This window comes from Pseudomonas sp. A1230 (assembly GCF_044218825.1).
Lineage (GTDB): Bacteria > Pseudomonadota > Gammaproteobacteria > Pseudomonadales > Pseudomonadaceae > Aquipseudomonas > Aquipseudomonas iridis.
Window position 1 is genome coordinate 2739479 of the sequence record NZ_CP162582.1, and the last position, 13126, is coordinate 2752604.

General features: G+C 58.7%; 10 protein-coding genes. 7 read left to right on the forward strand and 3 right to left on the reverse strand.

The window, feature by feature from the left end; all coding sequences use genetic code 11:
- Positions 1-41: 41 nt before the first annotated feature.
- Positions 42-692 (reverse strand): N-acetyltransferase, encoded by a 651-nt coding sequence (locus AB4P97_RS12900; RefSeq protein WP_007912451.1) that lies wholly within the window; start codon positions 690-692, stop codon positions 42-44.
- 329 nt (positions 693-1021) lie between these two features.
- On the opposite strand from AB4P97_RS12900, the gene xthA reads away from it, so the two are divergent.
- Positions 1022-1834: an exodeoxyribonuclease III gene (xthA, locus tag AB4P97_RS12905; RefSeq protein WP_395602780.1), complete on the forward strand. Its 813-nt coding sequence runs from the start codon at positions 1022-1024 to the stop codon at positions 1832-1834.
- A gap of 189 nt (positions 1835-2023) precedes the next feature.
- A complete protein-coding gene (locus tag AB4P97_RS12910) occupies positions 2024-3358 on the forward strand; it encodes a substrate-binding domain-containing protein (RefSeq protein WP_395602781.1) in 1335 nt (444 codons plus the stop codon).
- Between the two features lie 144 nt (positions 3359-3502).
- Here AB4P97_RS12910 and AB4P97_RS12915 read toward each other — a convergent pair whose 3' ends face one another.
- Entirely contained in the window at positions 3503-4732 is a 1230-nt protein-coding gene (locus AB4P97_RS12915) for an acyl-CoA dehydrogenase (RefSeq protein ID WP_115147313.1), read from the reverse strand.
- 171 nt (positions 4733-4903) lie between these two features.
- Here AB4P97_RS12915 and AB4P97_RS12920 point away from each other — a divergent pair, with 171 nt between their 5' ends.
- The 3 genes from AB4P97_RS12920 (at position 4904) to AB4P97_RS12930 (ending at position 7474) form a co-directional block, all read left to right on the forward strand.
- Positions 4904-5833, forward strand: a complete 930-nt coding sequence (locus AB4P97_RS12920; protein ID WP_042559911.1) for a LysR family transcriptional regulator — start codon at positions 4904-4906, stop codon at positions 5831-5833.
- A 196-nt stretch (positions 5834-6029) separates the two neighbouring features.
- The gene (locus AB4P97_RS12925) at positions 6030-6428 is read left to right on the forward strand and encodes a MerR family DNA-binding transcriptional regulator (RefSeq protein ID WP_042559912.1); all 399 of its coding nucleotides are present in this window, start codon (positions 6030-6032) and stop codon (positions 6426-6428) included.
- Between the two features lie 146 nt (positions 6429-6574).
- Positions 6575-7474, forward strand: coding sequence for a hydroxymethylglutaryl-CoA lyase (locus AB4P97_RS12930; protein ID WP_042559913.1), 900 nt, complete (start codon positions 6575-6577; stop codon positions 7472-7474).
- 666 nt (positions 7475-8140) lie between these two features.
- Here AB4P97_RS12930 and AB4P97_RS12935 read toward each other — a convergent pair.
- Complete coding sequence (locus tag AB4P97_RS12935) at positions 8141-9838, reverse strand: AMP-binding protein (protein WP_395602782.1); 1698 nt, start codon at positions 9836-9838, stop codon at positions 8141-8143.
- A gap of 297 nt (positions 9839-10135) precedes the next feature.
- Here AB4P97_RS12935 and AB4P97_RS12940 point away from each other — a divergent pair, with 297 nt between their 5' ends.
- Both AB4P97_RS12940 and AB4P97_RS12945 read left to right on the forward strand, forming a co-directional pair.
- Positions 10136-11299: an isovaleryl-CoA dehydrogenase gene (locus AB4P97_RS12940; RefSeq protein WP_395598414.1), complete on the forward strand. Its 1164-nt coding sequence runs from the start codon at positions 10136-10138 to the stop codon at positions 11297-11299.
- A 104-nt stretch (positions 11300-11403) separates the two neighbouring features.
- The gene (locus AB4P97_RS12945) at positions 11404-13008 is read left to right on the forward strand and encodes a carboxyl transferase domain-containing protein (protein WP_395602783.1); all 1605 of its coding nucleotides are present in this window, start codon (positions 11404-11406) and stop codon (positions 13006-13008) included.
- The last annotated feature ends 118 nt before the right edge of the window (positions 13009-13126 follow it).

Genomic DNA, 13126 nt, shown 5'->3' on the forward strand with positions numbered 1-13126 from the left:
AGAGCCTGATAGAACCTGACTTGTCTCGAAAAGTTCGATGATTATGCGGTCGCAGTTTGTAACACCTGCGGATTGGCATGGAAAAACACATGCTCGCGCACTGGGCCGACGGCAACTTCGCCGATCTCCTCGTAACCCTGTCGTTTGTAAAATTCCAGATATCGCGGATTGCCGGTGTCGAGGACCACACCTTGCGACGTTTCGTCCACCGCGCACCAGTTGTGTACGGCCGTCAGCAGTTGCTCACCGAAGTGCTTGCCCTGGAACTGTGGATGAATGCCGAGCAGCGGCAACATGTGTACCGAATCACTCGGCACGCACGCGGCGACGGCATCGTGATATTCCAGATAGCGCCGGGTACAGCGAAAACCGGTGCTGAGCACCATGCGCAGACGCCAGGCCCAACTTTCGGTGATGCCCAAACGGCGCTGCGGCGGCGCGATCAGAGCAATGCCGATCAGGCGGTCGTTGACCAGCAAGCCAATGGCGGGCAAGTCCTGAAGAAAGTGCTGCTTGACCAGTTCGCGCACCGTCGCGCGCACCCGCTGTTCGTATCCGGGGCGTTCGGCTTCGAACAGATAACCGAAGGTCGGCTCGTGGCGATAGGCCTGATAGAGCAGGGATCTGGCTTCGCGGGAATAACCGCGGTCGAGCATATGAATGTCGGCGATGGCGGTCTGGGTTTCAGGCATGTCAGTGATTCTCCCCTGGCACCGCTTGAATGGCGGGGCTCTTGTTGGTACGAACCTTTTGCGGGTGGCGCAGTTCCCCCACAGGTATAGACCAAAGCGGGATCTTCATCGACTGAACGGACGCCATCGCTGGCAAGCCAGCTCCCACAGGTTTCTCGGGTGTTCACAGAATTTGTGTTCGCTGGAGATCCCTGTGGGAGCTGGCTTGCCAGCGATGGCGCCATTGCAGACAGCGCAAACCCCACAGACCAAACCGAATCTGCCTACCCCAACACTGGCCCCCATCCCACATGTCAGCTAGCATCGCCCTTTTGCCAGGACTGCCGACCATGAAGATTGTTTCCTTCAACATCAACGGACTGCGCGCCCGTCCGCATCAGCTGGCAGCGCTGATCGAAAAACACCAGCCGGACGTAATCGGCCTGCAGGAAACCAAGGTCCACGACGACCAGTTTCCGCTGGAAGAAGTACGTGCCCTTGGCTACCACGTATATTTCCACGGCCAGAAAGGCCATTACGGCGTGGCAATACTCTCGCGTCAGGAGCCGATTGCTATCCACAAAGGTTTCGCGACTGACGAAGAAGACGCCCAGCGCCGCTTCATCTGGGGCACTTTCGCTGACGACAATGGCGTGCCGGTGACGATCATGAACGGTTATTTCCCACAGGGTGAGAGCCGCGACCATCCAACCAAATTCCCCGCCAAGCAGCGTTTTTACAGCGATCTGCAAACCCTGCTGGAAAGCCGGTTCAGCAACGAACAGCCAGTGGTGGTGATGGGCGATGTGAACATTTCCCCGGAAGACTGCGACATCGGCATCGGCCCGGACAACATGAAGCGCTGGCTGAAAACCGGCAAATGCAGCTTCCTGCCGGAAGAACGCGAGTGGATGGCCCGCCTGAAAAACTGGGGCCTGACCGACAGCTTCCGCCACCTGAACCCGGATGTGACCGACATGTTCAGCTGGTTCGACTACCGCAGCCGTGGCTTTGAAGATGAACCGAAACGCGGGTTGCGCATCGACGTGATCCTGGCATCCCACGGTTTGCTGCCCCGGGTAAAAGCGGCGGGTGTCGACTATGAATTGCGCGGCATGGAAAAGCCTTCGGACCATGCGCCAATCTGGCTTGAACTGAGCTGATCCTCAAATCACCTGAAATCCCCCTGTGGGAGCGAGCCTGCTCGCGAAAGCGGTGTGTCAGTTGCGAAAATGTTTCTGATACACCGCTTTCGCGAGCAGGCTCGCTTCCATACTGAATCGCTGTCATGTTTTGGTCATGCGCCTGACTTAATCTCCCCGGCAATCCCCTTGGCTTCAATTGGTGCCGGCATGACCCTGCGTGTTGTACTGGTTTTTCTGTTGGGCGCATGGCTGAAGGTCTCCGCCGCTGCCCTGCCCATCGCGCAAAACGGCCCGGCACTGCGCATCCAGGGGTCCAACACCATTGGCGCCGAACTCGGCCCGGCACTGGTTGAAGGATTGCTGCGAGAGCAAGGTCTGCTGAAGATTCACCGCGAAACCGCGGACACCGCCAATGAACTGCGGATCGTTGGCCAGACCGCGCAAGGTCAACGCGTTGTCGTGGAAGTTGCGGCCCACGGTTCGAGTACCGGATTCGTCGCATTGAAAAACGCCAGCGCCGATCTGGCCGCGTCTTCCCGCGAGATCAAGGATGGTGAGTTACAGACACTGCAATCACTCGGCGATCTGAAAAGCCCCAGCGCCGAGCAAGTCATTGCCATTGATGGCCTGGCGATCATCCTCCACCCCGATAATCCATTGCAGCAACTGGATACCGAACAACTGGCGCGGATCTTCAATGGCGAGCTAAAAACCTGGGAAGACCTCGGCGGGCGTGGTGGCGCCATTCATTTATATGCGCGGGATGATCAGTCCGGGACGTACGACACGTTTAAGGAATTGGTCTTGAGTCGTCGTGGGAAAAGTCTGAGCAACGCGGCGAAACGGTTTGAATCCAGCGAGCAGTTATCCGACGCCGTCAGCAGCGATCCACAGGGTATCGGCTTCATCGGTTTGCCGTACGTGCGGCAGGCCAAAGCGGTGGCGATAGCCGATGGCGCGTCGCAATCGATGCTGCCACTCAACAGCTTGATCGCCACCGAAGACTATCCGCTGTCGCGACGATTGTTCTTCTATCTGCCGCCCGACAGTCAAAACCCCTGGGCCAAGGCATTGGTGGCGTTCGCGCAAAGTCGTCAGGGCCAAGCAATAGTCGCGGCCAACGGCTTCATCAGTCAGACCGTGCATGCGATGACGGTTGCACCGAATGCGCTGATGCCTGAGGGGTATCAATCCCTCAGCCGTCACGCCCAACGTCTGACAGTCAATTTCCGTTTCGAGGAAGGCAGTGCCAGCCTCGACAACAAGGCTCGGCAGGATCTGGCTCGGGTATTCGACTATATAAAGCGCCACGACAAAACCGATCGTGCGGTAACGCTGGTGGGGTTTGGCGACATCAAGGACGACCCGGCGCGGGCGGACTTGTTGTCCAAATTGCGGGCGATGGCCGTGCGGCGTGAGCTGGTGAAAAACGGCGTGGTGCTGCGCGAGGTACGCGGGTTTGGCGCGCAGATGCCGGTGGCAGCCAATAGCGCGGATGAAGGTCGGATCAAGAATCGGCGGGTTGAGGTTTGGCTCTACTGAACCTGATGTGATTGGGTGAACCTGCTGATGCCATCGCTGGCAAGCCAGCTCCCACAGGTTTCTCGGGTGTTCACAAAATTTGTGCTCACTGGAGGTCTCTGTGGGAGCTGGCTTGCCAGCGATGAACGATGACACGGTGTCGAATCAGCGCTCGCTACGGAGCATTTCCTTCGGCACATATTTGCCGATCTCGAACTTGCCGATCGCCGCGCGGTGCACTTCGTCCGGGCCGTCAGCCAGGCGCAGGGTGCGCTGCATGGCGTACATGTAGGCCAGCGGGAAATCGTTAGACACCCCTGCCCCGCCATGCATCTGGATCGCCCGATCAATCACGCGAAGTGCCACGTTCGGCGCGACAACCTTGATCTGTGCGATCTCGCTCTTCGCCACTTTGTTACCGACAGTGTCCATCATGTAGGCCGCTTTCAACGTCAGCAGGCGCGCCATGTCGATTTCCATCCGCGAGTCGGCGATCTTGTCGACGTTACCGCCCAGACGCGCCAGGGGCTTGCCGAATGCCGTGCGGCTCACCGAGCGTTTGCACATCAATTCCAAGGCACGTTCAGCCATGCCGACCGATCGCATGCAGTGGTGAATTCGGCCCGGGCCAAGGCGACCCTGAGCGATTTCGAAGCCGCGTCCTTCACCCAGCAGGACGTTTTCGTACGGCACGCGTACGTTGTCGAACAGCACTTCAGCGTGACCATGCGGCGCGTCGTCATAACCGAATACCGGCAGCGGACGGACGATTTTCACGCCGGGGGTGTCAACCGGCACGAGGATCATCGAGTGCTGCGCGTGGCGCGGCGCATCAGGATTGCTCAGGCCCATGAAGATGAGGATTTTGCAGCGTGGATCGCAGGCGCCGGAAGTCCACCACTTCTTGCCATTGATCACCCACTCGTCGCCATCACGCACGGCGCGGGCGGCCATGTTGGTGGCGTCGGACGAAGCGACGTCCGGTTCGGTCATGGCAAACGCCGAGCGGATCTCGCCGCGCAGCAGCGGTTCAAGCCAGCGCTGTTTCTGTTCTTCGTTGGCGTAACGCACCAGCACTTCCATGTTGCCGGTGTCCGGAGCCGAGCAGTTGAACGGCTCTGGCCCGAGCAACGAGCGCCCCATGATTTCTGCCAGGGGTGCGTATTCGAGGTTGGTCAGACCGGCGCCAAGCTCCGATTCCGGCAGAAACAGATTCCACAACCCCTGTGCCTTGGCCTTGGCTTTGAGCTCCTCCATGATCGCCGTCGGCTGCCAGCGATCGCCTTCGGCAACCTGGCGTTCGAACACGGCTTCGGCCGGGTAAACGTAAGTGTCCATGAACGCGGTCACGCGCTCACGCAGTTCTTGCACCTTGGGCGAATAAGCGAAATCCATGAGCAATTACCTTCTTGGGCAGAGGTTGTTTAAGTCATGCAATCGATGCTAGAACAGCGTTGATAATTTACCTAGCCTATTCTCGGCGTGTATTAACATTCATCACCGATATATGATCGGCTGATTGTCAGCCCCTAAAACACTTGCCCTTAAAACAAGAGAAGCCGCGTTATGAATCTGAGCAAGGTCGACCTCAACCTTTTCATCGTCTTCGACGCGATCTACACCGAAGCCAACCTGACCCGTGCCGGGCAGATTGTCGGCATCACGCAGCCTGCGGTGTCCAACGCGCTGGCGCGGTTGCGCGAAACGTTTAACGACCCGCTCTTCGTACGCACGGCTCAGGGCATGGTGCCGACGCCAATGGCCCAGAACATCATCGGCCCGGTGCGCAACGCGCTGTCGCTATTGCGCGTATCGGTTCAGGAAAGTCGCATTTTCAACCCGGCGCAAGCGGTCAAGACCTACCGCATCAGCATGACCGACCTCACCGAGGCAGTGATTCTGCCGCCGCTGTTCCAGCGCTTGCGCCGTTTGGCGCCGACGGTAATCATTGAAAGCTTCCTGTCCAAACGTCGCGAGACCACCAAGGAACTGGCGGCCGGACGTCTGGATTTTGCCGTGGATGCGCCGCTCAACACCGACCCGCAGGTGCGTCACGTCAAGCTGATGGAAGACCGCTACGTTTGCGCGATGCGTAAGGGCCATCCGATGGCGGGCAAGGAAAAATTCTCCCTCGATGACTATCTGTCGTTGACGCACATCCATATTTCCAGCCGTCGCAGCGGCCTCGGCTATGTGGACCTGGCACTTGGAAAGATGGGCATTCAGCGCAAGATCGCATTGCGCTCGCAGCATTATTTGATGGCGTCCCAGGTGATGCAGCAGACCGACATGGTCATGACCGTGCCGGAGCGTTTCGCCCGTCGCCATGAACTGCATGCGTTTAATCTGCCGGTCAACGATGTGCCGCCAGTGGAGACGCATCTGTATTGGCATGAGAGCACCGATCAGGACCCGGCGAATCGCTGGATGCGCGAGCAGATGATCGAGTTGTGCCAGCAGGTGACGGCGCATGAGAAGAAGCTGGATAAGGTGTAAGAATTACACCGCGTTATCGTTCTTCGCGAGCAGGCTCGCTCCCACAGGGGATTGCTCTCTGACTGAATTAATGCGGTCGAATGTGGGAGTGAGCCTGCTCGCGAAGGGGCCATCAAATACACCAAAAATCATCCCGCTTGACGTAAACGTCAACCTGCCATTAGCTTAGCGCCAAGACCTTTTATCGAGCGCTTTCATGAGCAGCCAGACCTATAGCATTTCCGACCTTGCCCGCGAGCTGGACATCACCACCCGGGCAATTCGCTTTTATGAAGAGCAAGGCCTGCTCAGCCCTGAGCGTCGCGGCCAGGAACGCATCTATTCGCCCCGCGACAAGGTCAGCCTGAAGCTGATACTGCGGGGCAAGCGCATCGGTTTCTCGCTGGCCGAATGCCGCGAACTGATCGAACTCTACGACCCGTCCAGCGGTAACACCAAACAACTCAACAGCATGCTGGCGAAAATCAGCGAGCGTCGGGAACAACTGGAGCAGCAATTGCTCGACATCGAGCAGATGAAGCTGGAACTCGATACCGCCGAAGAACGCTGCGTGCAGGCGCTGGAGCAGACGCTCAAGAGCCAGCAAGCCATTTAAAGGTCAACTTTTTCCCCTGTGGAAGCGGGCTTGCCCGCGATTAGGCCGGAGCATCCAGCATTCATGTTGACTGAGCCGACTTCATCGCGGGCAAGCCCGCCCCCCACAGGACTCTCAACGAATCAAAATTCAAGCAGGTCAACGCCATGTCCCTCCCCTCCCAAGTACGCCTGATCGAAGTCGGCCCGCGCGATGGCCTGCAGAACGAAGCCCAACCGATCAGCGTGGCTGACAAGGTGCAACTGGTCGACGCCCTGAGCGCCGCAGGTCTTGGCTATATAGAAGTCGGCAGTTTCGTCTCACCGAAATGGGTGCCGCAGATGGCCGGGTCCGCCGAGGTGTTCGCGCAGATCCAACGTAAGCCCGGCGTGACCTACGGTGCACTGGCGCCGAACCTGCGTGGTTTCGAAGATGCTGTCGCGGCCGGGGTCAAGGAGGTCGCGGTGTTCGCCGCGGCATCCGAAGCGTTCTCGCAGCGCAACATCAACTGTTCGATCAGTGAAAGCCTGGCACGGTTTGCGCCGATCATGGACGCGGCGAAACAGCACGGCGTTACCGTGCGCGGTTACGTTTCCTGTGTGCTCGGCTGTCCTTACGAGGGCACCGTCGCGCCGGAGCAAGTGGCAATGGTTGCGCGCGAGTTGTACGCGATGGGCTGTTATGAAGTGTCGCTCGGCGACACCATCGGCACCGGCACCGCAGGCGCGACTCGTCGCCTGTTTGAAGTGGTTTCGGCGCAGGTGCCAAGAGAAAAACTCGCCGGGCACTTTCACGACACCTATGGCCAGGCCATGGCCAACATCTACGCCAGTCTGCTCGAAGGCATCGCGGTGTTCGACAGCTCTATCGCCGGCCTCGGCGGTTGCCCGTACGCCAAAGGTGCGAGCGGTAACGTCGCCACCGAAGACGTTGTTTACCTGCTCAACGGCCTGGGGATCGACACCGGAATTGACCTGGACGCCTTGATTGCCGCGGGTCAGCAAATCAGCGCGGTGCTCGGTCGCCCGAGCGGCTCGCGCGTGGCCAAGGCCCGTAACGCACAGTGAGGCCAAGGGTGTTACCGCTGCGTCCGCAAAGTGGGCACGAGCGAGTAACACGGAAACAAATTGTCTGGCTTTGACCGGTCGATAAAATCCGCGAAAATATCAAACCATTGATTTATAAGGACTTTTTAAAGTTGGCACGCGTCCTGCTATCTCTATGGCATAACAAGAATAAAAAGCGGCAAACCAATAAAAATAAGACGTAACGACTCTGACATAACAAAAACAACACGGCAGAGACGCAGCTAACAGATTTTTTTGGAGAAGGTGTGTTTTTCAGGGTGCTCTCAGGAGTGACCCGCAACCGGGCAGAGAATAATAAAACTACCTTCAGGTAGCTCCCGAATCGGTTGGATCGTTTAACGAGAAAGCAGATCAGCGCTCAAAAAAATACGTTTGCTCTTGACCCCGGATGGGGGTCGCCAAAAACAGCGGTAAAGGGCCACGGTTGCCAAAAACAACAATAGACCGACCCTCAATAATAAAAAAAGAGCACGCGACGACAAAATTAAAGGGGAGCCTCGGCTCCCCTTTATGCTTTCTGTGATTCCCGAATACCCCCCAATCCCTGTGGGAGCTGGCTTGCCAGCGATTGCGGTAGATCATTCAACGTTGATGCTGGCTGACCTGACGCCATCGCTGGCAAGCCAGCTCCCACAGTGATTGTGGTTAGGGCTCAATTGTTTTCAGCTCCTCGATACTGATTTCCCGCATCCTGAACTTCTGGATCTTGCCAGTCACCGTCATCGGAAACTCTTCGACAAACTTGAAATGCCGTGGTGTCTTGAAGTGCGCGATGCGCTCTTTGCACCAGGTTTGCAGCTCCAGTTCTGAAGCGTTGTGGCCTGGATGGAATTTGATCCAGGCGACAATTTCCTCACCGTAACGCGAACACGGAATGCCGATCACCTGCACGTCCGCCACAGCCGGATGGGTAAAGAAGAACTCCTCCAGTTCACGCGGATAAACATTCTCGCCACCGCGAATGATCATGTCCTTGTTACGTCCGGCGATGTTCACGTAGCCATCGTCATTCATGCTCGCCAGATCGCCGGTGTGCATCCAGCCGGCCTCATCGATGGCTTCGGCGGTGGCATGCGGATTGCTCCAGTAGCCGAGCATCACACTGTAACCACGGGTGCAGAGTTCACCGATGGTGCCCCGCGGCACCAGGTTGCCGGCCTCGTCGATGATCTTGCTTTCAAGTTGCGGTTGGGTGCGGCCGACAGTGGTTACACGCAGTTCCAGCTCATCCGCTGGACCGGTCTGTAGCGAAACGGGGCTGGTTTCGGTCATGCCGTAGGCGATCTGCACTTCGCTCATATGCATCTCGCTGATGACCCGGCGCATGACTTCGATCGGGCAAGTGGCGCCGGCCATGATGCCGGTGCGCAGGCTCGACAGATCGAATTCGCCGCGTTGTGGCTGGTCGAGCATGGCGATGAACATGGTTGGCACACCGTACAGGCCGGTGGCCTTTTCCTCGGCGACGGTTTGCAGGGTCAACAACGGATCGAAGGCATCGTTGGGATAAATCATCGTGCTGCCGTGGGTAATGCAACCGAGGTTGCCCATGACCATGCCGAAGCAGTGATACAAAGGCACCGGGATAACCAGTCGATCAAGCGGCGTCAGGCCGATACTTTCGCCGACCATGTAACCGTTGTTGAGAATGTTGTAGTGACTGAGGGTCGCGCCCTTGGGGAAACCGGTGGTGCCGGAGGTGTACTGGATGTTCACCGGTTGATCGAAGTGCAGGCTGTCGCTGCGTTCATGCAGTTGTTGCGGGGCGATGCTGGCGGCCATATCGGCCAGTTGCGACCACGGCAGGAAACCCGACGGCGGTTGTGCGTCGAGGCTGATCACGCCACGCAGGTCCGGCAGACGCTCGCTGCGCAATTGGCCGATGGATTGCTCCGCCAGTTCCGGCACCAGTCCCTGCAACATGCCGTGATAGTTGGAGGTCTTGAATGCTCCGGCACAGACCAGCCAGTTGCAGCCCGACTGCTTGAGGACATATTCGAGTTCGGAGGTGCGGTAGGCCGGGTTGATGTTAACCAGGATCACCCCGATTTTCGCAGTGGCGAATTGGGTGATGCACCACTGCGCGCAATTCGGGGCCCAGATACCGAGTCGATCGCCCGCCTGCAACCCCAACGCCAGCAAAGCCCTGGCATGCAGATCCACTGCGTCAGCGAGCTGTCGCCAGGAGTAGCGCAGCTGCTGATGGCGCACCACCAACGCCTCGCCGTCCGGGTATTGCGCGACGGTCTGGTCGAACATCTGCCCGATGGTCATCGCCAGCAAGGCTTTGTCCTGGGAACCTCGGGTGTAACTGCGCTGCGGATTTGCACTGGGTTGATCCATGACGACCCCTATTGTCTTTATTAGCGGGTTTGCCGGATTAAATCCCTGTGGGAGCGAGCTTGCCCGCGAAGCGGCCATCTGATTCGACATCCGTGTCGACTGGTCTGGCGCCTTCGCGAGCAAGCTCGCTCCTACATGGGACAGTCCGTTTTCAATCTTGAACGGCCCTTACTCTCGCCTAAGTTGACGTTAACGTAAAGTGTGATTGACAGTCACTCATCGCAGGCTTACGTTAACGTCAAGGTGAGAGCTGAACCGCCGCCCTCCCCACCCTACAAAAAAGCCAAAAGGTGACCCATGAGCTACCCATCCCTGAATTTCGCCCTCGGTGAAACCATCGACATGCTGCGCGATCAGGTTCAGTCCTTCGTCGCTAAAGAGATCGCCCCACGCGCGGCGCAAATCGACAGCGACAACCTGTTCCCTGCCGACATGTGGGGCAAATTCGGTGACATGGGCCTGCTCGGTATAACCGTGCCGGAAGAGTACGGCGGCGCAGGCCTGGGGTATCTGGCGCACGTAGTGGCGATGGAAGAAATAAGTCGCGGCTCGGCCTCGGTGGCGTTGTCCTACGGCGCGCACTCCAATCTCTGCGTCAACCAGATCAACCGTAACGGCAACCACGAACAGAAAACCAAATACCTGCCGAAGCTGATCAGCGGCGAGCACGTCGGCGCGCTGGCAATGAGCGAACCGAACGCCGGTTCTGACGTGGTTTCAATGAAACTGCGCGCCGACAAGCGTGGCGACCGCTACGTCCTCAACGGCAGCAAAACCTGGATCACCAACGGCCCCGACGCCAGCACCTACGTGATCTACGCCAAGACCGATCTGGAAAAAGGCGCGCACGGCATCACTGCATTCATCGTCGAGCGCGACTGGAAAGGCTTCAGCCGCAGCAACAAGTTCGACAAGCTCGGCATGCGCGGTTCCAACACCTGCGAGCTGTTCTTCGATGACGTCGAAGTGCCGGAAGAGAACATCCTCGGCGTGCTCAACGGCGGCGTGAAAGTGCTGATGAGCGGCCTCGATTACGAACGCGTCGTGCTGTCGGGCGGCCCGACCGGGATCATGCAGTCGTGCATGGATCTGATCGTCCCGTACATCCATGACCGCAAGCAGTTTGGCCAGAGCATCGGCGAATTCCAGCTGATCCAGGGCAAAGTGGCCGACATGTACACCCAACTCAACGCCAGCCGCGCCTACCTTTACGCGGTGGCCCAGGCCTGCGAGCGCGGTGAAACGACACGCAAGGACGCTGCCGGCGTAATCCTTTACACCGCCGAACGTGCCACACAGATGGCCCTCGACGCGATCCAGATTCTCGGCGGTAACGGTTACATCAACGAATTCCCCGCCGGTCGTCTGCTGCGCGACGCCAAGCTGTACGAAATCGGCGCCGGCACCAGTGAGATTCGTCGCATGCTGATCGGTCGCGAACTGTTCAACGAAACGAAATGAATTTCGTCAGCGGCAAGCTGCGAGCGTCAAGCGGCAAGAGACATGCGCTCTCGCCTCAACTTGCAGCTCGTTGCTTGAAACTTGAAGCTGCTACGGAGTAGCCCATGATTCTGCACACTCAGCTCAATCCTCGTTCAGCGGAATTCGCCGCCAACAGCGCCGCGATGCTCAAACAGGTCGACGCCCTGCACACCCTGCTCGCCCAGGTCGCGCAAGGTGGCGGCGCGAAAGCACAGGAACGCCACACCTCGCGGGGCAAACTGCTGCCGCGTGAACGCATCAACCGTCTGCTCGATCCGGGCTCGCCGTTTCTGGAAATCAGCCAGTTGGCCGCCCACGGTGTCTATGGCGAAGACGTTCCGGCCGCAGGCGTGATCGCCGGTATCGGCCGGGTTGAAGGCGTCGAATGCATGATCGTCGCCAACGATGCGACGGTGAAAGGTGGTTCGTACTATCCATTGACCGTAAAAAAACACCTGCGCGCGCAGACCATCGCCCAGCAAAACCGCTTGCCGTGCATTTATCTGGTGGATTCGGGCGGTGCCAATCTGCCGCGTCAGGACGAAGTGTTCCCGGACCGCGAACACTTCGGGCGGATCTTCTTCAATCAAGCCAACATGAGCGCGATGGGCATTCCACAGATCGCTGTGGTCATGGGCTCGTGCACCGCCGGTGGCGCTTACGTGCCGGCGATGGCCGACGAAGCGATCATGGTGCGCAACCAGGCAACGATTTTCCTTGCCGGCCCGCCGCTGGTGAAAGCCGCGACCGGGGAAGTGGTCAGCGCCGAGGATCTGGGCGGAGCCGATGTGCACTGCAAGATTTCCGGGGTGGCCGACCATTACGCCGAAAGCGACGAGCACGCCCTGGCCCTCGCCCGCCGCAGCGTCGCCAATCTCAACTGGCGCAAGTTCGGCGAAGTGCAGCAGCGCACACCGATCGCTCCGCTGTACAGCAGCGAAGAGTTGTACGGTGTGGTCTCGGCCGACGCCAAGCAGCCGTTCGATGTCCGTGAAGTGATCGCGCGGCTGGTCGATGGCTCGGTGTTCGACGAATTTAAAGCACTGTTCGGCACTACGCTGGTCTGCGGTTTCGCCCATCTGCACGGCTACCCGATCGCCATCCTCGCCAACAACGGCATCCTCTTCGCCGAAGCCGCGCAGAAAGGCGCGCACTTCATCGAACTGGCCTGCCAACGCGGCATTCCACTGCTGTTTCTGCAAAACATCACCGGCTTCATGGTCGGCCAGAAATACGAGGCCGGCGGCATCGCCAAGCACGGTGCAAAACTGGTGACCGCCGTGGCGTGCGCCAAGGTGCCGAAATTTACCGTGATCATCGGCGGCAGCTTTGGCGCCGGTAACTATGGCATGTGCGGTCGCGCCTACGATCCGCGTTTCCTGTGGATGTGGCCGAACGCGCGCATTGGCGTGATGGGCGCCGAACAAGCGGCTGGCGTGCTGGTACAGGTCAAACGCGAACAGGCTGAACGCAGCGGCCAGGCGTTCAGTGCGGAGCAGGAAGCCGAGATCAAGCAACCGATTCTCGACCAGTACGAAGAACAGGGTCACCCCTATTATTCAAGCGCACGGCTGTGGGACGACGGTGTCATCGACCCGGCGCAGACCCGCGATGTATTGGCCCTGGCCTTGTCCGCGTCGTTGAACGCGCCTATCGAACCGAGCCGCTTCGGCGTGTTCCGGATGTGATGCTTTTTGTGGGAGCGAACCTGCTCGCGAATACGGTCTTTCAGTAATCAGAGATGTCGATTGATAAACCGCTTTCGCGAGCAGGCTCGCGCCCACAAGAACCGTGGAGACGGATGAA